This is a genomic window from Neorhizobium sp. PAMB6716, assembly GCF_058242805.1.
This window is the reverse complement of sequence record NZ_CM177835.1, coordinates 699,501-722,192: the sequence shown is the minus strand read 5'-3', so window position 1 is coordinate 722,192 and position 22,692 is coordinate 699,501. Positions and strand designations below refer to the sequence as shown.

The following is a 22,692-nucleotide window of genomic DNA, read 5'->3' as shown; positions in this document are numbered from 1 at the left end:
AAAAAATTTGAAAAGCCGGAATCTGCACAGGCCGGCCACAAGTGGATGGCGTGACGGTTGCGTGACAGGCCCGGGGATGAAATAGCCTTGGCTGTCCAACCGCACCACAGGCCGTCTCATGACCTTGCTTCGCATCGCGCTCTACCAGCCGGATATTCCCGGCAATACCGGCACCATCCTGCGTCTTGCCGCCTGTCTTGGCCTTGGCGTCGATATCATCGAGCCAGCGGGCTTTGTGCTCTCGGACAAGAACCTGCGTCGCGCGGGCATGGATTATCTGGCAAGCGTGACGATGACGCGCCATGTCAACTGGTCGGCCTTCAATGCCTGGCGACTGTCTGAAAACCGCAGGCTGGTGCTCGCCTCCACCAAGGCTGCCACGCGTTACACCGATTTTCTTTTTGCCGACAACGACGTGCTGCTGTTTGGCCGCGAAAGTGCCGGCGTGCCTGACACGGTCCATGATCTTTGCGATGCACGGCTGATCATTCCGATGATCGAGGGCCAGCGGTCGATCAATGTGGCGATCTCGGCTGCGATGATCACCGGCGAGGCCATGCGGCAAATTGGCTGGAACGGCTGATACAGCTCGAAGTAGTATTGGCGAAGTCCGGTATCTGTGCGAAGCTTATGTTCGAGAATGCATATTCAGAACACTCGCCAGCCTCGGAGAGACCGCATGTTCCCATCCGCATTCACCCATTCCATCACCCAGTTTGCCCGCACACTCAGCCTTCCGGAACGAATACAGCATTCGCCGCTGCGCAATCTGTCGCTGGAAAGCCTGCGCCGGCGCAACACCACGCTGGACGCGCTGTTCTACGACGTCAAAACGGTGACGGCCGAAGAAGCCTTTTATATCAGCAGTTGTCTTGCAGCCGAAGGCGCCATCCTCATCGTGCCGCCGACCGGCGGTGCTCCGCTCAAGCTCTGCGACACGATTGACGACTACCTTCTGGGTGGCGGCGAGGCGATCGATACGCTGGCGGTGGCCGGCGTCGGCTCGTCGGCGCTCGGTTCTGCCGCCTTTGCCCGCAACATTGCCGATGCCATCGAAAAGCCGGTGGCCGTGGTTGTCTCCGGCTACGGGATTGCCGATGTGATGACCGAAGCGCTCGGGGGCTATTTCCTCTTTGGTTATCTCAACGGCTTTCGCCACAGGTTCGAGCAGCTGGACGAGTTCTTCGGGAGGCCGCAATTTGGCGTGGCGCCCAAGCTCAGCCTCGAAAAGCTGGCGGAGGCGAGCCTCGACACGCAGACGGTCGGTGCGCTGCTGGCCCATCCGCGCCTGTCCTTCAACCTGATCCTTGGCCATTCCAAGGGCAATCTCGTCATTTCGGAAGCGCTTTACCGGTTGGCTCACGCGGATGCAGCCGCCGCAAATGTGCTTGCCGCACGGGCACGCATCGTCACCATCAGTGCGCGCATCGCCATGCCGCGCCCCTTCCGCGACGTCATCGACGTGATGGGCGAATGGGACTGGTTCGGCGAAATCAATTCGCGACACGCCATCCCGGTGGATGAAGTGGTGCCGCAGGCCGGCCACCACACCAATACGGAATTGCCGAACCACCTGCCGGTGACGGAAATCCTGCGCAAGGTCCTGGCCGGCGCCGCGGAACACACGAAAGCCAAAGCAAAGGACCAGATTGCACCGCTTCTGGCGGATGCGACGATCCTGACCTTGCCTGTCCTGGCCGTCGCTCCGGCCACCATGCCGGAGCCTTTGCCCGAACCCTTGCCGGAACAGTTGCCGGAACCGGAAACCAAGGCCGAAACGATCCCTCAGGACGCAGCTGAAGCCGAACCACTGCCGACATCCCTGACGGATCTTCTTGCTGCCCCCGTCCCTGCCGAAGAAACCGCAAGCCCGCAGCCGGCGCAATTGCCGGAAAGTTCGGCCGAGCCGCTGGAAGCCGTGGCGGAGATCGAGGAAATGCCGCCGGAGCTTGCGCTGGTGGATCTGCCGGAGACCATCGAAGAGCCCGCGGCCGCACAACTACCGGACCCGGAAGAGGATACGGCTCCTGTCACCGCATCCGCAGACATCGCTGTGGCGCCTGCAGACTCCGCCGCGGAACCCGTGCCGGCCCTGAACGCGGCGCCGGAACTGGAGGCCGAGACCATTGTTGCCGCTGCCCCCGCACCACCTGCGCCGCCCTCCCCCAAGGGTCCGAAACCAACGGTTGTCGCCAAGGCAAAACCGCGTCGCCGGCGCTAACCGATCTCGGCCGGATCTGATCGCCACGCGCGTCCGGGACAGTCGGACGCGGGCGGAGATGACTTCATCCGGCGCACCTCTCTTGGTGATCAGCTTGTCAACAGGATGCTCACGGCCGCTGCTTGAAAACACTCTGCCTCAAAATGAAAGTGCCGACGGCGGACCCCGTCGGCACTTTCATCCTGGCGCGGCGCCTCGACAGACAAGGGAAGCAGTCGAGGGCCACGGCCTGAAGTTCGACAGCACGGCGGCGTGGCCGCCGGCTTGATCAGGCAAACAGCATCATGGTTTTCGCCATCGATGCATTGGTGATGTTGAGCCCTATCGTCTGCAGCTGCTGCTGCACGCCCTGCGCGGACAGTCGCGCCGCCTGCTCTTCCATGTCGGTATCCACCATGCGGCCGATGCCGATCTGCGTGATATCCTGCAGGCTCTTCAGAAAATCGACATTGGAGGAGATGCGGCTGCTGGTCGCGCCGATCTCGGAGCCGCCATCGATCATGCTGGCCATCATGCTGTTGACCGCCGATATCATGCCGTCGATCTCGTCAGACGTGGTGTCCTTCGACACGCCGATCTCGCGGGCACCGGCAGCATTCGGCGCGACGGAGCCGGCATCGAGCAGATAATAATCATAGGCCGCACCCGACTGGGAAATCCCCGAATAGGCGCGGGTCAGGAGGCCGTCGGTCGCATCGCCCTTGGCCACAAGCGTCGAGCTTGCCTTGTCGAAATCGAGGACGTTGACCGAGACATCGCCATTGCCATCGCTGGTGACCGAACCGACCATGCTTTCCACCTTCGGCCGCTCGCCGGCTGCGGTCTTCAGCCAGTTCTGGCCGTTGAAGGAACTGCTGTCGATCACGGTGGTCAGTTGCTCTTTCAGCTGGCTGATCTCGGAATTGACCGCATCCTTGTCGACGCCCGGGCTCTTGGCAAGGATCAGCTTCGACTGGATCTGCGACATGATGTCGGTTGCGGCCGCCATGCCAACGGCTGCCGTATCGGCAATCGCTGCGGAAAAGGCCTGCGCATCCTCGGCGCTCGACAGCGACAGGTTGCTGGATTTCATCGTGGTCGCGATTGACCAGTAGGCGGCGTTGTCTGCGGCGCGATTGACATCGCGGCCGGAGGCCACACGGGTCGTCGTCTCGGTCACGGCCCGGCTGGTGCCGCCGAGCAGGGAAAGCGCCGATGAGGCTGTGGCATTGATGGACGACGAATACATCGTTTCTCCGCTGTGTCAGGTCTACCGCCGACCGGTCAGGATCAGGCATGTCGACACATCTAGCAGCGAAAGTTTTGCGGTTCTGTTTAACCAGCCGTTATAATTTTAGCGTTTTCGGGAATACGCAAGAACATCAATCAGCAGTTGGCAGCCGGCGCATGGTAAACTCGATGCAATCGCCTTCCAACTGGCGCCAGCTTTCCACCTCGGTCCAATAGGCAGCCTTTGGGAAACTGTCGAACCACTCGCGGGCTTTCCGGCGCGCTTCCTCGCGGGAGAGACGATAGGTTTCCCGCACGAAATGGCCCTGCTGCTGGCCGGCCATTTCCTGCCGGTGCCGGTTGATCCTGCGCTTCAAGCCGTCAAGCGGCGGGGATTTCGCCATGCGCGTCACCTCGGGGCTTTCACGAGCCATACCTTGGGTTGCCACTTAAGATAGCGCGGGAGAGCAGGCTTTGCGAGTCGATTCTCCCAGCAACTCAATCGCAAGGGCGGCTCTCCTTGATGCGGCCAAACTTGCGCGGTTGCTTTCGGGCAAGGCGCCGGGTTAAGTCCGGCGTCATCACGCGCTGCGGACAGCCGCACGTTCGGCCGCACGGCAAGAAGGAAAAACCGCCATGGAAAGACCGCACATTCCGCTCGGCCTGCCTGACGATATCGAGGGCAAAAAGGCCGAGGCACGCGCCTGGTTCGAGCAGTTGCGCGACACGATCTGCCGGAGTTTCGAGGCTCTGGAAGACGAACTGTCCGGCCCGTTGAGCGATCGCGCCCCTGGCCGATTCCGGCCCAAAGACTGGCTGCGCGAGGCGGGCGAAGGCGGCGGTGGTCGCATGTCGATGATGGAAGGCCGCGTGTTCGAAAAAGTCGGCGTCCACACGTCGACCGTGTATGGCGAATTTTCCGAGGAATTCCGCAAGCAGATGCCGGGTGCGGCCGAAGATCCGCGCTTCTGGGCTTCTGGCATTTCGCTGATTGCTCATCCGGTCAATCCCAATGTGCCGGCCGTTCACATGAATACCCGCATGGTGGTGACCACCAGCCAGTGGTTCGGCGGCGGTGCGGACCTGACGCCGGTGCTCGACCGGCGCCGCACCCAGGAAGATCCCGATACCCTCGCCTTTCACAAGGCCATGGAACAGGCCTGCCAAGCCCATGACGGCGTTGCCGATTACGAGCGCTACAAGGCCTGGTGCGAGGAATATTTCTTCCTGAAACACCGCAACGAGGCCCGCGGCATCGGCGGCATCTTCTTCGACTACCTGTACCCTGAGGAGCAAAAAGGCGGCTGGCAGGCCAATTTCGCTTTCGTGCAGGATGTCGGGCGCGCCTTTGCCGCCATCTATCCCCACCTCGTGCGCGCCAATTTCAACCGGGAGTGGACAGAGGCCGACCGCGAGGAGCAACTGGTGCGCCGCGGCCGTTATGTGGAGTTCAACCTGCTCTACGACCGCGGAACGATCTTCGGGCTGAAGACCGGCGGCAATGTGGAATCCATCTTGTCCTCGATGCCACCGATGGTGCGCTGGCCTTGATGGGAGCGGACACGCAAACCCTTGAGCGATTGCCCAGGCCCCAGCCAAATGCCTGATTCGCGGCAACATTTGCCGATTAATTAAGGAATCGTGAATTGACAAATCCGACGGGTCCTTCATCCTGCAGGTGCTAGCTTTTGCTGGACTGCATCGGAGGAGGATCGCATGCCTGGATTGCACAGCGTCGTCACACCGCGGAAAGCCGAACAGGCCCGCCCCATCGATACCCCCGAAATGATCGATCGCATAGCTGCAGATTTGCGGGCCCGCAGCGATACGGATCTGCCGCATTCGTTCTATGTGGAGCAGGTTCGTCGACAACTGGCCGGACGCAGTGCTGCCAACACGCAAACGGACACAAAAACCGACAAGACGCACGGGCCGGCGAGCACACGCCCCGGCCAGGCCCATGCGTCCGTTTTCCATTCCTGGGCGTTTTCCGAATAGGGTTGAAGGCCGGCAGCCTGCCGGCTGGGTCCTGTCAACGACCCAGCCGGCTTGTCGTCCTCGTCTTGCCTGCGGAAGCAGCGGCCAAACCGGCAACTCGGGTGCAAGGCCATACTGGCCACGCGGATGGAACGTCGGGCTGATTTCTCCGTTGGGTCCAAAGGACGGTCGCGGCACGCTGCGCCCGCCGGGAACCCAAGGAGGACATCATGAGACTGTTTGAATGCGGCACGCTGGTTCCGGGTTGTGATTGGCATACCCGGGCCGACGAAGATGCGGAAGTCGTACGCCGCGCCGTCGATCATCTTCGCACCATCCACGGTGAAACGGTGATCCGCGAAAACATGGTCGACAATATCAAGACGCGCATCCGCAGCGATAATCCTGTGGAGGCCTCCGCCGCCATGTCGCCGGAGTAATATGTCCGACCTTCGGGAGGGCGCATCCTGTGGGAGCAGCGATGTGTCTCTCTTGAAAGGGCGGGACATCGCCTATGAGACAAGTCCCCTCCCCACAAGGGGGGAGGGCTTAATCCGGCGGCGCGCTTTTACGCAGGAACGGGATGTTTGCCGTGTCGTATCTCCCCGCTTGTGGAGGGACCGAAGGACGGGGCGAGACCTGTGACACCGGTCGGCCCGGCAGGGCAGTGAGGGTCTTGTTACAAATGCGATAACCCTGCTTGAAAGGGGGTCAGGATCCGGCGTCGACCTTTTCCTTCAGCCGGGCTGCAAGGGCTGCCCGGTCCAGCGTGAAATTGCGCTCAACCCACAGGGTTTCAAGCTCGGACAGCAATTGCCCGATGCGCGGGCCGGCTGGCACGCCCAGCGCCATCGCATCCGCACCATTCAGCGGAAATTTCGGCTTCTCAAACTTTTCGGCCCGCTTCAAAAGCGCCGACCAGCGGGCGGCCTTCAATAGCTCGTCGTCATTCGCCTGGGCCGCGTGGCGGGCGCTGGCAAGCGACAGTTTAAGCCGCATCAGAAGCCCTGCCTTGCCGTAGCGGTACAGAAGACGGTCGAGCGCGGTTTCCGCGAGATCGCCGGCCGGCACCGGCGAGCGGCCCCACTGAACCAGTCGTTCGGCCTCGGCATTCGACAGTCTCCAACGCTTGGCCAAAACCTCCAGCCGCTCGGGATCGGGTGGCACGATGGCGGCAAGGCGCAGCAGGGCATCCGGCGTCCAGCCGAGCGACTGCTCGGCTGTGACCAGACCGTGGATGGCATCGATGCCCCATTTTTCGCTTTCCGGAAGCACGGCCGCGAGTACGCCGGTGGTACGCATCCACAACAGCGCACGCGACGGATCGGGCGCCGACAACAGCTTTTTCATCTCCGCCCAGATACGCTCCGCCGAAAGCCCACCCAAACGATCCTTGGCCTTGGCAGACGCGCGCAGGCCATCCGCATCCGGCCGGCCGGACCCGTAATACGCAAAGAAGCGGAAGAAGCGCAGCACGCGCAGGTAATCCTCGGCAATGCGGGTTTCGGCATCGCCGATGAAACGCAGCGTGCGCGTCGGAATATCCTTCAGGCCGTCGATGAGGTCGATGACAGTGCCGTCTGCCGTCACATAGAGCGCATTGATGGTGAAATCGCGCCGCTCGGCGTCGGCCTGCCAGTCGGTGCCGAAGGAAACTTCGGCGTGGCGGCCATCGGTTTCGATGTCGCGGCGCAGCGTCGTCACCTCGAAGGGCCGGCCCTCGATGACGAGCGTCACCGTGCCATGCGCAAGGCCTGTCGGCACCGCCTTGATGCCGTCTGTCTTGGCACGCTCCATCACCGCCTGCGGCAGAAGCGTGGTGGCGAAATCGAGATCGCTGATCGGCGCGCCCATCAAGGCGTTGCGCACGGCACCACCGACCACCCGGCCTTCGCCGCCATCGGCATTCAACAGGGAAAACACCCGCTGCACGACGGGATCGGTCAGCCACGGCGCGCCCTTGAGGGACGCAGCACCCGGGTTTGCTCCGGTAAGGTTCGTCATGCGTATAACCTTTCGTACAGCGTGCGCAGAATGCCCGCGGTAATGCCCCAGATATTCCACTCGCCATAGGGCATTTCATAGAAGTGGCGAAGCGTGCCGTTCCATTCGCGGCTGCCGCGATTGTGGTTGGCCGGGTCCATGAGGAAGGAAAGCGGCACCTCGAACACGCGGTCCACTTCTGTCGGGTTGGGCGTCAGTTGAAAGCCGCGCTCCACCACCGACAGCACCGGCGTGATGCGAAAACCGGTCGCCGCAAAATAATCCGGCAGGCGGCCGACGGGCTCCACGAAGGAACGCGACAGGCCGATCTCCTCTTCCGCCTCGCGAAGCGCTGCCACCTCGACGCTGCCATCTTCCGGATCGACCGCACCGCCTGGAAAGGCGATCTGGCCGGAATGTTTGCGCAGCGTCGCCGTGCGTTTCGTCAGGATCACCTTCGCGCCATCGGCATCATTCACGACAGGCACCAGCACGGCGGCATCCTTCAGCGTGATGCCTTCCAGATGCGTGACGATATCAGGGTTGAGCAGGTGGTCGCCATGCTCGCGCGCGGCGTCTGCGATGGGGCTACCGCTTTGGTTTTGCGCGCGCCTTCGAAATTCAGCCGCCGAATAAAAGGCCGGATTGATCAGGGTCTGGCTCATTGCGACAGCTGGTCCAGTTCGTCGGCGGGCATCACGGGAAAGGTTTTTCCGCCGGAGCGCAGGGCAAACATCGGTACGCCCTCGACGTCGATCACCTCCCCCCGCGCCACCAGCTCATACATGACGGCGCGCGATAAAAGCGCTTCCAGCCGCCCGCGCACCAGCAGATAAGGCTTCAACTGGCGTTTTTCGCCTTCGATGACAAAGCCCAGCGGATGCTCTGCCCCCGCCTCCACCACATCGCCAACTTGCGTGCGAAAGGTCAGCAGCGGTTCGCCGTCCCGCTCGGTCGCCGTCATTTCCACGGCAATGAAATGCGCATCTTCGACGCGGATGCCAACCTTTTCCACAGGCGTGACGAGATAGGTGCGGCCGTCGTCGTCCTTGCGCAAAACGGTGGAAAACAGCCGCACCAGCGCCGGCCGGCCGATGGGCGTTCCCATGTAGAACCAGGTGCCATCGGCGCGGATTTCCATGTCGAGATCCCCACAGAACGGCGGGTTCCAGCGCTCCACCGGCGGCAGGCCGCGCACGGAGCCGTCGCTGCGGCTTCCCACCTCGTCTGCGGCGCGCGCAATCATCGCGGCCAGCCCGTCCGCATCCTCTGCGGTATTAATCGTTTCACCTGCCATAATTTCAGTCATGGTTCCGGTTTAAGGGTCGTGTCACGAGATAGTCATTCATAACGTTCTTGTCAGCCGCCGCCACGCGAATAAGTTGGATGGAACGGACCGCTCGCTAAACCAGACGCGATTCGACAAAGCCGGCAGGACGCCGGGCCAAAGCCTGATGGAGACCGACATGGGCGTGATGACTTCCACCGACACTCCCCTCGATGAGAAGGCAATGGTCGCTGCCGCCGAAAGGGCATTGTCCGATATTGCCGCTGTGCGCGCAGAAGTCTCCAAGGTCATTTTTGGTCAGGAACAGGTGGTGGAAAACACACTTGTCGCCGTGCTCTCCGGCGGCCATGCGCTGCTGGTCGGCGTGCCGGGCCTTGCAAAGACCAAGCTGGTGACGACGCTCGGCACGGTGCTGGGCCTCGATGCCAACCGCATCCAGTTCACGCCGGACCTGATGCCCTCGGATATTCTCGGCACCGAAGTGATGGACCAGGACGAAAACGGCCGTCGCTCCTTCCGCTTCGTCAAGGGCCCCGTCTTCGGGCAGCTGCTGATGGCCGATGAGATCAACCGCGCAAGCCCGCGCACGCAATCGGCGCTGCTGCAGTCCATGCAGGAATACCACATCACCGTGGCCGGCCAGCGTTATGACCTGCCCGCCCCCTTCCATGTGCTCGCCACCCAGAACCCGCTGGAACAGGAAGGCACCTATCCGCTGCCGGAAGCCCAGCTCGACCGGTTCCTGCTTCAGGTGGATGTGCTTTACCCGGAACTGGCCGCCGAACGGCAGATCCTGCTCGACACGACAGGCACCTCGGAAGCCAAGGCCCGCGCCGTCATCGATGCGCCGCGCCTGATGGAAATCCAGTCACTCATCCGCCAGATGCCGGTCAGCGATACGGTGGTGGATGCAATCCTGTCGCTCGTGCGCTCGGCGCGTCCCGGTCAGGGCAATACCATGACCGACCGCCATGTCGCCTGGGGCCCCGGCCCGCGTGCCGGCCAGGCGCTGATGCTGTGTGCCCGCGCCCGCGCGCTTTACGAGGGACGGCTGGCACCGTCCATCGATGATATCCATGCGCTGGCCGAACCCATTCTCCAGCACCGCATGGCGCTGACATTTTCCGCCCGCGCCGAAGGCATGTCGGTTCGCGACGTGATCGACGGGCTGGTCAAGCAGGCACGCGGCTAACCGGCCGCTGCCGCCAAGGCGAAACAGAAGCAAGGACCAGGCGTGGCATCCATTGGCCAGATCGTTCCGCAGACCCCCGGCAATGACGTGCTGGCACGCGCAAGACAGCGCGCCGCCCTCGTGCCGGATTGCATGGTCGAGGCCCGCCGCATCGCCAACACGGTGATTGCCGGCTGGCATGGCCGGCGCAAACGCGGCATCGGCGAAAATTTCTGGCAGTTCCGCCCCTATAGCGAAGGCGAAAGTCTCGCCCGCATCGACTGGCGCCGCTCCGCCCGCGACGACCATACCTATGTGCGCGATCTCGAATGGGAGGCCGCCCACACCGTCTGGCTCTGGGCCGACATGTCACCGTCGATGATGTACAAATCGACGCTCGGTTCGGTCTCGAAGGAAAGCCGCGCGCTGGTGCTGATGCTGGCGCTGGCCGAAATTCTTGCCCGCTCCGGCGAGCGCATCGGTTGCCCCGGCGTGATGGGGCCGATTTCGGCCCGCAATGCCGCAGAACGGCTGGCGACCGCCATCATGCATGCCCCGCTTGCCGAAGGCCTGCCCGATACGGGCATGATCCGCGGTGCGAGCGACATCGTGCTGATCGGTGATTTTCTCGACGATGCCGACCGCATCATGGAACGCATCACACCCTTGTCGCGCCGCAACCTGCGCGGCCATGTGGTGGAGATCGCCGATCCCGCGGAAGAGACCTTTCCCTATAGCGGCCGCACCGAATTCACCGATCCGGAAACCGGCGAGAAGCTGACCTCGGGCCGGGCGGAAACGCTGCGTGAGGATTACCAGCGCGCTTATCTGGCGCGGCGGGAAAACCTTGGCCAGTCGCTGCGCCGGCTCGGCTGGAGCTTTTCCTTCCACCGCACCGATCATCTCGCATCGGAGGCTCTGGTGGCCGTGCATGGTTATCTCTCCGGCAATCCGCCGCGCGTGGGTGGAGCCCGCTGATGGGAGCCTTTGCCTTTGCAACGCCTGTCATCCTCACCGCACTCATCGTGCTTCCCGCCATCTGGTGGCTGCTGCGGCTGACGCCCCCACGCCCGAAGGCAGAAGTTTTTCCGCCGCTTGCCATTCTCGCAACGGTTCTGAAGCGGCAGGAAACACCCTCGAAAAGCCCGTGGTGGCTGACGCTTCTGCGCATGCTGATGGCGGCCGCCATCATTCTTGCCATTGCCAATCCCGTGCTCAATCCGCGCAACGGCACGCTCTCCAGCGCAGGCCCGCTGGTGCTCTTCGTCGATAACAGCTGGTCGACGGCGGAAGACTGGGAGCGGCGCGTGGAAACCGCCGACATGCTGATCGGCGATGCCGACACGGCGGATATTCCCGTTTCCATCGTCTTTACCGCCGATGCGACGCATGACGCCGTGCCTGGAAGTGCGGCCGCCGCACGCGAAAAACTCGGCGCGGCGCAGCCGAAGCCACAGGTGCCGCAGCGGGCGGCAGCGGCTGAAGCGGTGGTGGAAGCCTTCAACGGCTCACGCCCCGGTACCGTCGCATTTCTGTCGGATGGTGTGTCTGCACCTGATGATGGAGACATGATGGCTGATCTGGCAAGCCTTTCGCCCGCTGACATCAGGCTGATCGAGGGCAATGGCGAAGGCGCGGTGGCCCTGACGGGTGCGACCAACACCGCAAACGCCATGGCCATCACCGCCGCCCGCCTCAGCCGCGACGCCCCCGCACGCTACACCGTCAATGCGCTCGATCCGCAGGGGCGCTCGCTTGCCACGGCAAATATCGATTTTGCGGCAGGTTCTACAACTGCAAGCACCGAATTGTCCGCTCCCTTCGAACTGCGCAATGATTTTGCCCGCATCGCCATCGAAGGCAAAGCAAATGCCGGGGCGACGCATCTGCTGGATGATGGCTTCAAACGCCGGCGCGTGGCGCTTCTGTCCGGCGACAGCGGCAATGACATGCAGCCGCTGCTGCTGCCGCTTTATTACATCAGCCGGGCGCTTCAGCCTTATGCCGATATCATCGAGCCGCGCAGCGCCGATCTTTCCGTCTCGCTGCCGGAGATCCTCGCCGGAAACCCCTCTGCCATCATCATGGCCGATATCGGCCGTCTGCCGGCCGATACCTATGAGCCGCTGCAACGGTGGATCGCGCGCGGTGGCGTTCTGATCCGCTTTGCAGGGCCCCGTCTTGCGGCCGCCCCTACCGACGATCCCTTGGTGCCTGTCATGCTGCGCCGTGGCGAACGGGCACTCGGCGGCGCGCTCTCCTGGGCAGAACCGCAGCCGCTGGCGGATTTCCCCAGTTTCGGCCCGTTTGCCGGCATGCCGCGCGCGGACGATGTACGGGTGAACCGTCAGGTTCTGGCCGAGCCGACACCGGATCTGGCCGAACGCACCTGGGCAAGCCTTGCCGATGGCACGCCGCTTGTGACGACACGACAGGTGGAAGCCGGCCGCATCGTGCTCTTTCACGTGAGCGCCGAAGCGACTTGGTCGAACCTGCCGCTGTCAGGCAATTTCGTTGAAATGCTGCGCCGCCTCGTGCAGACGGCCCGTGCCGGGGGCGCACAAACGGCAACGCAGGCGGGCGCCGATGCCGTGGCGCTGCCGCCGTACCGCCTTCTCACCGCCGATGGCATCATGACCGCCGAAACCGGCGCTGCAAAACCGATCACGCCGACACCGGGTCAGACGCCGGTCGCAAGCCTTGACCATCCGCCGGGACTTTACGGCTCGGAAGACGGCTTTACCGCCGTCAACCTTCTTCCCCCCGGCGCACGCCTCGATCCGGTGAATGTCTCCGCCGCCGAGGGATTGACGGTCACCCGCGACAGCCTGATCGGGCGCGAGGCGGTGTCTCTGCGCCCCGCCCTCTTCACGCTCGCCCTCCTGCTTCTCCTTCTCGATGGCGTGATCGTGCTGGTGATGAACGGTGGCTTTTCGCAGAGAGTCGCGCGCGCCGGGCGCAGCACGGCTGCCCTTCTGCTTCTGGCGCTCCTGCCGTTTGCCACCCTGCCAACCGAAAGCCGGGCACAGGATGCCAAACCCGGCGACGCACAGGCGCTGGAGCGGCTGGACACAACGCATCTTGCCTATGTCATCACAGGCGAAAGCGATGTCGACAGGATCTCCGAACAGGGGCTTGAGGGCCTCAGCCAATTCCTCACCTACCGCACGACGCTGGAACCCGGCGCGCCTGTCGGGCTCGACATCACCAAGGACGAGCTATCCTTCTACCCGATCATCTACTGGCCGATTTCCGCCTCTGCGCCGATGCCGACCGCTGCCGCCATCTCTCGCATCGACGCCTATATGCGCAATGGCGGCACGGTGCTGTTCGATACACGCGACCAGTTCACCTCGCTCGATAGCGGTGGCACCAGTGCCAATGGCCAGCGGTTGCAGGAGATCCTGGCCAATATCGACATTCCGCCGCTCGAACCGACGCCGGAAGACCATGTGCTGACGCGCGCCTTCTATCTCCTGACAAATTTTCCCGGTCGTTATGCCGGAAGTCCGCTCTGGGTGGAAGCGCGTCAGGATGCGCGAAATTCCGGCAGCCAGTTGTCCTCGTCCGGCGATGGCGTGACGCCGCTCCTGATCACCGGCAATGATTTTGCCGGCGCCTGGGCGATCGATGGCAATGGCGCGCCGGTTCTGCCGACCGTGCCGCCTGACGATATGCAGCGCGAATATGCCTACCGCGCCGGCGTGAACATCATGATGTATATGCTGACAGGCAACTACAAGGCCGACCAGGTGCATGTGCCGGCACTCCTCGAACGGCTTGGCCAATAGGAGCGCGCGCCCATGAATATTGAGTTCGCCCCCTTCCTGCCGACGGCGGTGCTTGCAGCCCTTGGTTTGTTTGCCGCGATCCTCGTTGTTCTCTCGTTGTGGCGTGGTCTTCGCGGATCGCTGCTGCGTGGCCTTGCGCTTGCCGCCCTTCTGCTGGCGCTCTCCAACCCGACACTGACGCAGGAAGACCGCCAACCGCTATCGACCGTGGTTCCGATCGTCGTTGACCGCTCGCAGAGCCAGGACACGGCCGAGCGCCGCACGCAGACCGACGAGGCGCTGGCCCAGTTGCGCGACCGTTTTTCACGCTTTCCGCAGATCGAGACGCGTATCGTCGAGGTAAAAGACGACGAGACCTCCGACACGCCTTCGACGCGCCTGTTTACCGCTCTGTCCTCCGCCATTTCCGACGTGCCGCCGGCCCGCATCGGGGCAGCCGTTTTCTTAACCGACGGGCAGATCCATGACCTGCCGGGCGCCAATACCGATCTCGGCTTCAATGCGCCGGTCCACGGCCTGATCACCGGCCGCGCCGATGAATTCGACCGGCGTGTCGAGGTGGTCAGGGCACCGCGTTTCGGCATCGTCGGTGAAGAGCAGGACATGACGCTGCGCGTCTTCGATGACGGGCGCACGCAAGGCGGTGTCGCCCCGGTGACGGTGCGCATGAACGGCGAGGTGATCGCCACGCTTCAGGCGACGCCCGGTACGCCCATCCCCTTCCGCTTCACCGTGCCGCGCGGCGGCAACAATGTGATGGAATTTTCCGTCGCCGAACTTCCCGGCGAAGTCACCACCGCCAACAACCGCGCCGTCCATGTGATCGACGGCATTCGCCAGAACCTGCGCGTGCTTCTCGTTTCCGGTGAGCCGCATGCGGGCGAACGGGCCTGGCGCAATCTTTTGAAATCCGACGCCTCGGTCGATCTCGTCCACTTCACGATTCTGCGCCCGCCGGAAAAGCAGGATGGCACGCCGATCAACGAGCTGTCGCTGATCGCCTTTCCGACGCGCGAGCTGTTTGTCGAAAAGATCAACGATTTCGACCTGATCATCTTTGATCGCTACCAGCACCGCAACGTGTTGCCGATCCTCTATTACGATTACATCGCGCAATATGTGGAAAAGGGCGGCGCTCTGCTGATTGCCGCCGGCCCCGAACATGCCGGGCCGGATTCCATCGCCTCGACGCCGCTTTCTACCGTCCTTCCGGCAGCACCGACGGGCGAGATCCACAGCGCGCCGTTTTTCCCGCGCCTGTCGGAGCTTGGCAAAAAACATCCCGTGACCCGTGGCCTCGATGGCGCAAGTACCGAGCCGCCGGCCTGGGGTCGCTGGTTCCGCTCCATCGACGTGACGCAGCCGCAAGGCGAGACGGTCATGCAGGGCGATGGAAACCGCCCGCTGCTTGTGCTGAACCGCGAGGGCGAAGGCCGCGTTGCCATGCTGCTCTCCGATCAGGGCTGGCTCTGGGCGCGGGGGTTTGAAGGCGGCGGGCCGCATGTGGCGCTCTATCGGCGCATTGCCCACTGGCTGATGAAGGAACCGGAACTGGAGGAAGAGGCGCTGACATCGCGCGCCATCGGCCGCACGCTGGAGGCGACACGCCAGACCATCGGCGACGATCCGGGCCCTGCCACGATCAAATATCCGTCGGGCCGCACCGAAACCGTGCCCTTCACCGCCGCCGGCCCCGGCCTTTACCGGATCGAACAACGGATGAACGAGATCGGCCTGTTCGAGGTGAGCAATGGTGCGTTCTCGACGCTCGTGCATATCGGCAGCGTCGATGCGCCTGAGTTCAAGGCGATGGTCTCCACCACCGATACGCTTGCGCCCTATGCGCAGGCCACACGCGGGCTGGTGGCGCGGGTGGAGAACGGATCGGGCGTCACGCTGCCCGGCATCCTGCCGGTGCGCGGTGCCGTGCGCATCAACGATCCGGACCGGATGGTGATCCGGCTCACCGATGAAACCGTGCTGCGCGGTATCGATACGACGCCGCTGTTTGCCGGCTTTGCCGGCCTTGCCGCCCTGCTTCTGGCGGTGTCTGCCATGTGGTGGCGCGAGGGACGCTAAGGGACGACGACAGGCTGGCTGTTTTCGGTTACAGCCGCCCTCGGCATCCCGGCGGAGACAAAAAGGACCTTACATGCTGACTGTTCTCGAGGTGACGGACAGCCTTTCGTCGGATGACGAAAAGGCAGTGCGAGACCCGCTCGTCGCCTACAATATCGCACGTTTCGGCAAGAGCGACCGACGCGATCTTGCTATTCTGCTGCGCAATACGTCAGGCGCCATCGAAGGTGGGCTCACCGGTTATACGGCCCGCGGCTGGCTTTACGTGCAGATGCTGTTCATTCCCGAAGATCTTCGCGGACAGGGGCTCTCGCAACGCCTGCTTGCGATGGCGGAAACCGAGGCGCAGACACGCGGCTGCATTGGCGCCTATCTCGACACCATGAACCCGGATGCCCGCACGGTGTATGAAAAAGCCGGATATCACCCGCTCGGTATGTTGGAGCATCTTGACGGTGGCCATATGATCACCTGGCTATGCAAGCGCTTTTAAGCCTTCGGAGACTGTCGATGCCGCAGACTGACAATGGCTGGTCTCAATCCGCCGCCGCCTGGACGACATCGCAGGGCGGTGACGGTGATTTCAGCCGCCAATTCGTGCTCGATCCCGCCATCGACGCGCTGCTTGCGGGCCGACGTTTTCAGCGCGCGCTGGATGTCGGCTGCGGCGAAGGCCGGTTTTGCCGGCGGCTCAAGGAAAAGCAGGGCATTCCAGACGTGACCGGCATCGATCCGACGCTGCCGCTGCTCAAAACCGCGCGGATGCGCGATCCCGATGGCGATTATCGGCAGGCGATGGCTGAGGCCCTGCCCTTCGAGGATGACAGTTTCGATCTGGTCGTCAGTTATCTCACCCTGATCGATATTGCCGAAATCGAGAGGGCAATCGCGGAGATCGCCCGCGTCACGATGCCGGGAGGCCGCGTGTTGATTGCCAATCTCAACCCGTTCATCACCGCCTGCGGCGGGGCCGCCTGGATGCGCGATGGCAATGGTCGCAAGCTGCATGTGAAGGTGGATCGATACCTGGAAGACCATGCCGACTGGCAGGAATGGCGCGGCATCCGCATCCTGAATTATCACCGGCCAATGGCCCGCTACATGACGCTGCTGCTCGCAGCCGGGCTGCACCTGGTATCCTATGAGGAACCGCCGGCCATCGGCGGGCCGCAGGAGGCACGCGATTCTTATAACCGCGTGCCCTATGCGCATCTGATGGAATGGAAGAAGCCCTGACGCCTATTCGGCAGCGGCCGCAAGCGCCATCGGCTGCCAGTCGTGCCAGGCGATGATGCCCTTCAGGCGCTTATGCACGTCATCGCCCATCGGCACCACCAGAACCCGGCCGGGATCGACCGGGCCGGGAAAGGTCAGCGCGCCGTAGGACACTTTTTCGAACCCCAGCGGCATGTAATAAGGGGGATCACCGACGAGGATCACCGCCTGCGAACCCTTACGCCGTGCCGCCTCGATGGCGATGCGCACCAGTTCGCGCCCGATGCCCCGGTTCTTGTGCGAGGGGCGCACGGCCAGCGGCCCGAGCAGATGGGCATCCACGTCTCCGGCCTTCACCGCCGTCATGCGCACGGAACCGATGGTTTCGCCATCGTCGGCGCAGATGAAGGACAGCGACCGGTCATGCGGCCCCTGCTCGCGGATGCGGGCGGCAGCCTTGGTAAACCGGCCGGGGCCAAAGGCTTCGGCATTGATCAGGTCGATGATGGCATCGTGGGAGGCGTCTTCAGTGAGGTAGACGAGGTCATGCTTGTTCATGATCAGCTAAAACCGGATAACGGACAGGACAAAGGAAGAGCGGCAGCACCCTTGGGCGCAATGCAGGCTTTTCAGCGTCGTCGAAGTGTCCGGACCTGGATCATGAGATGATTTTTTCCTCGTTCGGCAAAGGGCATTATCAGCATTTTTTTCGATCGTCCATGGAAAATCTGCCGGTGAAACACACTGTCACCCTCTGCGGCCTCGCATTTGCGGGCATTGGCTGCCAGAATGCAACAAAACCGGGAAGCCCGGTCAAAAGATCTGGAAGGAAACATCATGGGCATGCTCGTGGACGGCGTCTGGAAGGACGTCTGGTACGATACCAAATCCACAGGAGGCCAGTTCAAGCGCTCCGAATCGCAATTCCGCAATTTCGTGACCGCCGATGGCGCGGCAGGACCGACCGGCAAGGCCGGTTTCAAGGCTGAAGCCGGGCGTTATCACCTCTATGTGTCGCTCGCCTGTCCCTGGGCGCACCGCACGCTGATCTTTCGCCGGCTGAAAAAGCTGGAGGATCTGATATCCGTCTCCGTTGTCCATCCGCTGATGCTGTCCAAGGGCTGGGAATTCAACCCTGACGACGATGCGGCGGCAACGCCAGACCACCTCTTCGGCTCGGACGCGCTGTATCAGGTCTATCTGAAGGCCGATCCGCATTACAGCGGTCGCGTCACGGTGCCGGTGCTCTTCGACAAAGCGCAGCAGACGGTGGTCTCCAACGAATCCGCCGACATCATCCGCATGATGAACTCAGCCTTCGACGGCCTCACCGGCTCCACGGACGATTTTTATCCGCAAGAGCTTCGCCAAGAGATCGATGCGCTCAATGCCGTCGTCTACGACACCGTCAACAACGGCGTCTACAAGGCCGGTTTTGCCACCACGCAGGAGGCTTACGAAGGCGCGGTAACGGCGCTGTTTGCCACGCTGGACGAGCTGGAAACACGGCTGTCAACGCAACGGTATCTCGTCGGCAATCGGCTGACGGAGGCCGATGTCAGGCTCTTCACCACGCTCGTGCGCTTCGATGCCGTCTATGCCGGCCACTTCAAGTGCAACATCCGCCGCATTGCCGATTACCCGAACCTGTCGGCTTACCTGCGCGACCTCTACCAGCACAAGGGCGTGCGCGAGACGGTGAATTTCTCGCACATCAAGAACCACTATTACCGCAGCCACGCGACGATCAACCCGACCGGCATCGTGCCCGTTGGCCCGGAGCTTGATCTGGATGCACCGCACGGGCGCGAAACGCTCGGCGTTGCAGGCTGATCACCCGAATGGGAGGCGGCATCCTACCAGATGTCCGCCTTCTGCGCCTCGCCGCTGAGTTCACGAAGCCGCGCAAGCGTCGCCGTCGTCACCTTGTCCGGGAGCGCGTCGAGCGCGAAGAAACCGCATTCGACAATTTCCCGGTCCGCCGGGCGCGGCGCCGTCTGGCGCACATTGACCCGGTAGAACACCACATGGTCGCGCCGGCTTGCGCCACGGTTCTGGTAGACGTGGAAAAGCTCCGGCGCCCCCAGAATTTCCAGGTTGCCTTCCTCGCGCAATTCCTTGGCAAGTGCTGCCGGCACCGTTTCGCCCCGCTCCACGCCGCCACCCGGCATATACCAGCCGGGCACATAGGAATGGCGCACCAGAAAAACGCGGCCCTCTTCATCGAAACAGGCGGCTCTGACGCCAAGCGTCATGCCGCGCGTCACGGCAAACACCTTGTGCATCATGAACACCATCATCCTGGTGCCGAAATTTGAAATTTCCGGAATGCCTTTACCGCTCATTGCCACCTTCCTGCCGACATGCCTTGCCCGCAGGGGTCCTTGGCTCTATGTCTCGACCCATGTTCAAGTTTGCGCATATCTCCGACATTCATCTGGGACCGCTTCCGCGTCTGACGCTGCGTGAACTGGCATCGAAACGCATCACCGGCTTTGTGAACTGGCACCGCAATCGTCGCAAGCACCTTCTGGTCAACACACTGGATCTGCTGCTGTCCGATATGCGCCTGAAGCAGCCCGATCACCTGATGATCACCGGCGATCTGGTCAATCTTGCGACATCCATCGAAATCCGGCTGGCCGGCGAATGGCTGCGCAGTATCGGCGAGCCGCTGGAAACCACCGTGGTGCCCGGCAATCACGATGCCTATGTGCCCGGCGCCCATGATCGTTCGGTGCGTGAATGGTATCCGTTCATTGCCGGTGATGGCGCGCCGGAAGACTGGCCGGACGAGGAGCATGTGTTTCCGACCTATCGCCAGCGCGGCCCCATCGCCATCATCGGCTGCTCCACCTCCAATGCCACGCTGCCGTTTTCGGCCGGCGGCTTTTTCAGTGCGCGTCAGGCCCGCGAGACGGCAAACCTTCTGAACCGCGCCAAGGATGAAGGCCTGTTTCGCGTCGTGATGATCCATCACCCGCCGGTGCGGGGGGCCGCTCCCTCGCACAAGCGCATGATCGGCATCCGCCGGTTTGCCGCAGCGCTGTCCGTTGGCGGGGCAGAACTGGTGTTGCATGGCCACACCCATCTCAACACGGTCTACCAGCTGAAAACGCATCATGGTTCTGTGCCTGTGGTCGGCATCGCGTCGGCATCGCAGGGGCCGGGCGGCCACAAACCGCCGGCCGCCTATAACCTGTTTTCGCTCTCCGGCGAGCCCGGTGCGTGGAATCTTTCCTGCGATCGCTATGGCCTTAACCAGGCCGCCGATGCCATTGCGCTGGAAAAGCGCCATATTTTCTACGGAAATCCGCCGGACCTTTCGCAGTCTCCCGCAATTGAGGCACAATTCTGAGACAGCCTGGGGAAAGCCCGATCTGATTTGTTCCAGTCGCCTAATGAAAGATCTTACCATCCAGCATTCAAGCCAGCGGTTCTCATGAGCGATAAAAACCCAAAGACGGATATCAGACGCGACCTGGTGGGCTTTCTCCCGCAGATCCGTCGCTTTGCCATGGCGCTGACCGGGGATGCCTCCGGCATCGACCAGCTGGTGGTGAAGGCCTGTGAAGAGGCGGTGGCCAAATCGCATCTCTGGCGCGGCGACCAGCGGCTGGATCTCTGGGTATTCACACTGATGCGCGTGCTGTGGAACAACGGCGCCTTTGCGCAAGGGCCCGGCAATGGCGACAAGCCGCAGGCCGAAGGTCTTCCCGAAGTGGGTTTTTCCAGCCATCCCGTGCTCGACAGCCTGCCGCACACCAGCGCGCCTGTTTACCTGCTCTGCGCGGTAGAAGGTTTGAGTTACGCAGAGACGGCCGCCGTCATGGGTATCACGCCGGATGCGGTCGCCGTGCGCATGCTGTTATCCCGCCGGGAGCTGGCGGCACAGAAATCCCATGCCAGCGAACGCAGGGCCTGATGGATGGAAAGCCTTCGCAACGCCCCACTCGACATGCGCATTTCCGCCCTTCTCGACAACGAGATCAGCGAGCCCGAACGGATTGAACTGGAGGCGCTATTGGCCGCCGATCCGCAGGCCCGCGCGCTGAACGACATGCTGCGCAAAGCCGATGACGAAGCCCGCCTTGCATTCAAAACCATGCTGAAGGAACCGGTGTCGCTTGATCTGGTGCGCTCCATCAAGACTGCAACACCGCCGCGACGTGCCGTGCGCCTGCCGCAGGCGCGCCGCCCCCGCTGGCACCTGCGCCCCTCCTTCAGCCTCGTCTGCGCCGCCTCGATGCTGATGTTCGGCTTTGGCACCGCTGCCGGATACATGGTGGCCGGGCGCCCGCATATGGTGACCTATGGCGACATGGCCGGCGATCCCGTGCGCGCATGGCTGGACGATGTCGCCTCCTATTACCGGCTCTATTCCCGCCAGACCCGGCATCTGGTGGAAGTGCCGGCAAGCGAATCGGCTCATATCGTTGATTGGCTGATGGCAACGACCGGCGTCTCCTTCCGTATCCCGAACCTTGCCTCGGATAATCTGGAATTCGTCGGTGCCCGCCTGTTTTCAGCCGGCGGCCGTCCGGTTGGGCAATTGGTCTATCGCAACCGCGAGGGCGAGGTCATTGCGGTGTCCTTTACCAAGCTGATTGCGCCGCAGAGCCAGCAGCCAGATGCCCCACCGCTTCACCAGACCATCCGCGACGACATCGGCCTCGTCACCTGGCAGGGCCTGCAGGCAAGCTACGTCGTGACCGGCCCCTCCTCCGACGCCGAACTCGACACGCTTGCGGCGAAGATCGCCGGGATCATCTGAGACGCTCACGCACTCGACGTGCCCAGAATCTACCGGGCAAAACGCCGGGCGCCGGCCACGCAGAGCACGACACCGAGTGTCACGACCAGCATCATCGGGCTCACCGGCTCATGCAGCAGCAGGCCGGCGAGAAGCAGGCCGAAGAATGGCTGCAGAAGCTGCAGCTGACCGACAGCGGCAATGCCGCCAAGTGCCAGTCCGCGATACCAGAAGACAAAACCGATCAGCATGCTGAACACCGAAACATAGGCAAGTCCGGCCCAGGCACTGGCGCTCACGGCAGACCAGTCCGCCGGAAGGCTCGTCAGCGTGATTGCCAGCATCAGCGGCAGTGCAAGCACCAGCGCCCAGGAAATGACCTGCCAGCCGCCGAGCCGCCGCGAGAGCCGCGCGCCTTCCGCATAACCAAGCCCGCAAACGAGGATGGCCGCCAGCATCAGCAGGTCGCCGGCAAGTGTGCCGGCCCCGCCTGACACCAGCGCAAAGCCGGCAACGGCGGCACTTCCGAGCCCTGAAAACAGCCAGAACAGCGGTTTTGGCCGCTCACCCCCGCGCAGCACGCCAAATAGCGCGGTTGCCAGCGGCAGAAGACCGATGAAGACGATCGAGTGGGCAGACGTGATGGTTTTCAGCGCAAGCGCCGTCAGGAGCGGAAACCCCACCACAACGCCGGCGGCAATCACGGCAAGCGAAAGAAGATCGGCGCGCGCTGGGCGTGCCTCGCGCAGGCCCTTCAAGAGGAGTGCTGCCAAAACAGCGGCAATGACGGCGCGCGCCGAGGTGAGAAACAAAGGAGACATATCCGCCACCGCAACGCGCGTTGCCGGAAGCGATCCGCTGAAGATCACCACCCCGGCAAGGCCGCACATCCATCCATCCACTGACGCTTTCATTGTCCCTCGCTTGTCTGACTTTGCAAAGCAGGTCGTTTCCCGTTTCCACGGCTACCATATGCCAGAGCCGCTTTACGCCACTGCACTTGCC

At 62.9% G+C, this 22,692-nt stretch carries 23 protein-coding genes; 15 read left to right on the top strand and 8 right to left on the bottom strand.

Going from position 1 to position 22,692, the window contains the following annotated elements; genetic code table 11:
• The first annotated feature begins 118 nt into the window (after positions 1-118).
• Entirely contained in the window at positions 119-583 is a 465-nt protein-coding gene (locus AC4CWH_RS03415; RefSeq protein ID WP_491320392.1) for a tRNA (cytidine(34)-2'-O)-methyltransferase, read from the top strand.
• 96 nt (positions 584-679) lie between these two features.
• Positions 680-2,221, top strand: a complete 1,542-nt coding sequence (locus AC4CWH_RS03410; RefSeq protein ID WP_491320391.1) for a hypothetical protein — start codon at positions 680-682, stop codon at positions 2,219-2,221.
• Between the two features lie 268 nt (positions 2,222-2,489).
• On the opposite strand, the gene AC4CWH_RS03405 is transcribed toward AC4CWH_RS03410, so the two are convergent.
• Both AC4CWH_RS03405 and AC4CWH_RS03400 read right to left on the bottom strand, forming a co-directional pair.
• Positions 2,490-3,449, bottom strand: a complete 960-nt coding sequence (locus AC4CWH_RS03405; RefSeq protein ID WP_491320390.1) for a flagellin N-terminal helical domain-containing protein — start codon at positions 3,447-3,449, stop codon at positions 2,490-2,492.
• Between the two features lie 133 nt (positions 3,450-3,582).
• A complete protein-coding gene (locus tag AC4CWH_RS03400) occupies positions 3,583-3,834 on the bottom strand; it encodes a hypothetical protein (RefSeq protein ID WP_491284218.1) in 252 nt (83 codons plus the stop codon).
• A 232-nt stretch (positions 3,835-4,066) separates the two neighbouring features.
• On the opposite strand from AC4CWH_RS03400, the gene hemF reads away from it, so the two are divergent.
• The 3 genes from hemF to AC4CWH_RS03385 all read left to right on the top strand — a co-directional run bounded on the left by hemF (position 4,067) and on the right by AC4CWH_RS03385 (position 5,847).
• Positions 4,067-4,981: an oxygen-dependent coproporphyrinogen oxidase gene (gene hemF / locus AC4CWH_RS03395; protein ID WP_491320389.1), complete on the top strand. Its 915-nt coding sequence runs from the start codon at positions 4,067-4,069 to the stop codon at positions 4,979-4,981.
• 165 nt (positions 4,982-5,146) lie between these two features.
• Complete coding sequence (locus tag AC4CWH_RS03390; protein ID WP_491320388.1) at positions 5,147-5,428, top strand: hypothetical protein; 282 nt, start codon at positions 5,147-5,149, stop codon at positions 5,426-5,428.
• A 209-nt stretch (positions 5,429-5,637) separates the two neighbouring features.
• Positions 5,638-5,847, top strand: a complete 210-nt coding sequence (locus AC4CWH_RS03385; protein ID WP_491320387.1) for a DUF1059 domain-containing protein — start codon at positions 5,638-5,640, stop codon at positions 5,845-5,847.
• 271 nt (positions 5,848-6,118) lie between these two features.
• Here AC4CWH_RS03385 and AC4CWH_RS03380 read toward each other — a convergent pair whose 3' ends face one another.
• Genes AC4CWH_RS03380 through AC4CWH_RS03370 form a run of 3 tightly spaced genes read right to left on the bottom strand, consistent with a single transcriptional unit; the run spans position 6,119 to position 8,687 of the window.
• A complete protein-coding gene (locus tag AC4CWH_RS03380; protein ID WP_491320386.1) occupies positions 6,119-7,411 on the bottom strand; it encodes a CCA tRNA nucleotidyltransferase in 1,293 nt (430 codons plus the stop codon).
• Positions 7,408-8,055 carry a CoA pyrophosphatase gene (locus tag AC4CWH_RS03375; protein ID WP_491320385.1) on the bottom strand — a complete coding sequence of 216 codons (648 nt, stop codon included), beginning with the start codon at positions 8,053-8,055 and terminating at the stop codon, positions 7,408-7,410. The genes AC4CWH_RS03380 and AC4CWH_RS03375 overlap by 4 nt, the downstream gene beginning before the upstream one ends.
• Positions 8,052-8,687, bottom strand: a complete 636-nt coding sequence (locus AC4CWH_RS03370; protein WP_491321342.1) for a DUF1285 domain-containing protein — start codon at positions 8,685-8,687, stop codon at positions 8,052-8,054. Before AC4CWH_RS03370 ends, AC4CWH_RS03375 begins: the two co-directional genes overlap by 4 nt.
• A gap of 169 nt (positions 8,688-8,856) precedes the next feature.
• Between AC4CWH_RS03370 and AC4CWH_RS03365 the strand changes: the two genes are divergently transcribed.
• From AC4CWH_RS03365 to AC4CWH_RS03340, 6 genes are all read left to right on the top strand, one after another.
• The gene (locus tag AC4CWH_RS03365; protein WP_491284212.1) at positions 8,857-9,870 is read left to right on the top strand and encodes an AAA family ATPase; all 1,014 of its coding nucleotides are present in this window, start codon (positions 8,857-8,859) and stop codon (positions 9,868-9,870) included.
• Positions 9,871-9,912: 42 nt separating this feature from the next.
• Positions 9,913-10,827, top strand: a complete 915-nt coding sequence (locus AC4CWH_RS03360; protein ID WP_491320384.1) for a DUF58 domain-containing protein — start codon at positions 9,913-9,915, stop codon at positions 10,825-10,827.
• Complete coding sequence (locus AC4CWH_RS03355; protein WP_491320383.1) at positions 10,827-13,640, top strand: DUF4159 domain-containing protein; 2,814 nt, start codon at positions 10,827-10,829, stop codon at positions 13,638-13,640. The genes AC4CWH_RS03360 and AC4CWH_RS03355 overlap by 1 nt, the downstream gene beginning before the upstream one ends.
• A gap of 12 nt (positions 13,641-13,652) precedes the next feature.
• Positions 13,653-15,719, top strand: a complete 2,067-nt coding sequence (locus tag AC4CWH_RS03350; RefSeq protein WP_491320382.1) for a hypothetical protein — start codon at positions 13,653-13,655, stop codon at positions 15,717-15,719.
• A gap of 73 nt (positions 15,720-15,792) precedes the next feature.
• The gene (locus AC4CWH_RS03345) at positions 15,793-16,212 is read left to right on the top strand and encodes a GNAT family N-acetyltransferase (protein WP_491320381.1); all 420 of its coding nucleotides are present in this window, start codon (positions 15,793-15,795) and stop codon (positions 16,210-16,212) included.
• A gap of 17 nt (positions 16,213-16,229) precedes the next feature.
• On the top strand, positions 16,230-16,955 hold the full coding sequence (locus tag AC4CWH_RS03340; RefSeq protein WP_491320380.1) for a class I SAM-dependent methyltransferase: 726 nt from the start codon (positions 16,230-16,232) through the stop codon (positions 16,953-16,955).
• A gap of 3 nt (positions 16,956-16,958) precedes the next feature.
• Here AC4CWH_RS03340 and AC4CWH_RS03335 read toward each other — a convergent pair whose 3' ends face one another.
• Positions 16,959-17,492: a GNAT family N-acetyltransferase gene (locus tag AC4CWH_RS03335; protein WP_491320379.1), complete on the bottom strand. Its 534-nt coding sequence runs from the start codon at positions 17,490-17,492 to the stop codon at positions 16,959-16,961.
• Between the two features lie 279 nt (positions 17,493-17,771).
• Between AC4CWH_RS03335 and AC4CWH_RS03330 the strand changes: the two genes are divergently transcribed.
• Positions 17,772-18,767 (top strand): glutathione S-transferase family protein, encoded by a 996-nt coding sequence (locus tag AC4CWH_RS03330; RefSeq protein ID WP_491320378.1) that lies wholly within the window; start codon positions 17,772-17,774, stop codon positions 18,765-18,767.
• A 23-nt stretch (positions 18,768-18,790) separates the two neighbouring features.
• Here the strand turns inward: AC4CWH_RS03330 and AC4CWH_RS03325 are convergent, their stop codons facing one another.
• A complete protein-coding gene (locus tag AC4CWH_RS03325; RefSeq protein ID WP_491320377.1) occupies positions 18,791-19,279 on the bottom strand; it encodes an NUDIX domain-containing protein in 489 nt (162 codons plus the stop codon).
• Positions 19,280-19,338: 59 nt separating this feature from the next.
• Here AC4CWH_RS03325 and AC4CWH_RS03320 point away from each other — a divergent pair, with 59 nt between their 5' ends.
• The 3 genes from AC4CWH_RS03320 (at position 19,339) to AC4CWH_RS03310 (ending at position 21,708) form a co-directional block, all read left to right on the top strand.
• A complete protein-coding gene (locus AC4CWH_RS03320; protein ID WP_491321341.1) occupies positions 19,339-20,292 on the top strand; it encodes a metallophosphoesterase family protein in 954 nt (317 codons plus the stop codon).
• A gap of 84 nt (positions 20,293-20,376) precedes the next feature.
• Positions 20,377-20,859, top strand: a complete 483-nt coding sequence (locus tag AC4CWH_RS03315; RefSeq protein ID WP_491320376.1) for a sigma factor-like helix-turn-helix DNA-binding protein — start codon at positions 20,377-20,379, stop codon at positions 20,857-20,859.
• Between the two features lie 3 nt (positions 20,860-20,862).
• The gene (locus tag AC4CWH_RS03310; protein WP_491320375.1) at positions 20,863-21,708 is read left to right on the top strand and encodes an anti-sigma factor family protein; all 846 of its coding nucleotides are present in this window, start codon (positions 20,863-20,865) and stop codon (positions 21,706-21,708) included.
• 29 nt (positions 21,709-21,737) lie between these two features.
• Here the strand turns inward: AC4CWH_RS03310 and AC4CWH_RS03305 are convergent, their stop codons facing one another.
• Complete coding sequence (locus AC4CWH_RS03305) at positions 21,738-22,601, bottom strand: DMT family transporter (RefSeq protein WP_491320374.1); 864 nt, start codon at positions 22,599-22,601, stop codon at positions 21,738-21,740.
• Positions 22,602-22,692 lie beyond the last annotated feature (91 nt).

Coding starts and splice junctions, on each gene's coding strand:
- AC4CWH_RS03415 (WP_491320392.1), top strand. CDS start 119: ATGACCTTGCTTCGCATCGCGCTCTACCAGCCGGATATTCCCGGCAAT.
- AC4CWH_RS03410 (WP_491320391.1), top strand. CDS start 680: ATGTTCCCATCCGCATTCACCCATTCCATCACCCAGTTTGCCCGCACA.
- AC4CWH_RS03405 (WP_491320390.1), bottom strand. CDS start 3,449: ATGTATTCGTCGTCCATCAATGCCACAGCCTCATCGGCGCTTTCCCTG.
- AC4CWH_RS03400 (WP_491284218.1), bottom strand. CDS start 3,834: ATGGCGAAATCCCCGCCGCTTGACGGCTTGAAGCGCAGGATCAACCGG.
- hemF (WP_491320389.1), top strand. CDS start 4,067: ATGGAAAGACCGCACATTCCGCTCGGCCTGCCTGACGATATCGAGGGC.
- AC4CWH_RS03390 (WP_491320388.1), top strand. CDS start 5,147: ATGCCTGGATTGCACAGCGTCGTCACACCGCGGAAAGCCGAACAGGCC.
- AC4CWH_RS03385 (WP_491320387.1), top strand. CDS start 5,638: ATGAGACTGTTTGAATGCGGCACGCTGGTTCCGGGTTGTGATTGGCAT.
- AC4CWH_RS03380 (WP_491320386.1), bottom strand. CDS start 7,411: ATGACGAACCTTACCGGAGCAAACCCGGGTGCTGCGTCCCTCAAGGGC.
- AC4CWH_RS03375 (WP_491320385.1), bottom strand. CDS start 8,055: ATGAGCCAGACCCTGATCAATCCGGCCTTTTATTCGGCGGCTGAATTT.
- AC4CWH_RS03370 (WP_491321342.1), bottom strand. CDS start 8,687: ATGGCAGGTGAAACGATTAATACCGCAGAGGATGCGGACGGGCTGGCC.
- AC4CWH_RS03365 (WP_491284212.1), top strand. CDS start 8,857: ATGGGCGTGATGACTTCCACCGACACTCCCCTCGATGAGAAGGCAATG.
- AC4CWH_RS03355 (WP_491320383.1), top strand. CDS start 10,827: ATGGGAGCCTTTGCCTTTGCAACGCCTGTCATCCTCACCGCACTCATC.
- AC4CWH_RS03350 (WP_491320382.1), top strand. CDS start 13,653: ATGAATATTGAGTTCGCCCCCTTCCTGCCGACGGCGGTGCTTGCAGCC.
- AC4CWH_RS03345 (WP_491320381.1), top strand. CDS start 15,793: ATGCTGACTGTTCTCGAGGTGACGGACAGCCTTTCGTCGGATGACGAA.
- AC4CWH_RS03340 (WP_491320380.1), top strand. CDS start 16,230: ATGCCGCAGACTGACAATGGCTGGTCTCAATCCGCCGCCGCCTGGACG.
- AC4CWH_RS03335 (WP_491320379.1), bottom strand. CDS start 17,492: ATGAACAAGCATGACCTCGTCTACCTCACTGAAGACGCCTCCCACGAT.
- AC4CWH_RS03330 (WP_491320378.1), top strand. CDS start 17,772: ATGGGCATGCTCGTGGACGGCGTCTGGAAGGACGTCTGGTACGATACC.
- AC4CWH_RS03325 (WP_491320377.1), bottom strand. CDS start 19,279: ATGAGCGGTAAAGGCATTCCGGAAATTTCAAATTTCGGCACCAGGATG.
- AC4CWH_RS03320 (WP_491321341.1), top strand. CDS start 19,339: ATGTTCAAGTTTGCGCATATCTCCGACATTCATCTGGGACCGCTTCCG.
- AC4CWH_RS03315 (WP_491320376.1), top strand. CDS start 20,377: ATGAGCGATAAAAACCCAAAGACGGATATCAGACGCGACCTGGTGGGC.
- AC4CWH_RS03310 (WP_491320375.1), top strand. CDS start 20,863: ATGGAAAGCCTTCGCAACGCCCCACTCGACATGCGCATTTCCGCCCTT.
- AC4CWH_RS03305 (WP_491320374.1), bottom strand. CDS start 22,601: ATGAAAGCGTCAGTGGATGGATGGATGTGCGGCCTTGCCGGGGTGGTG.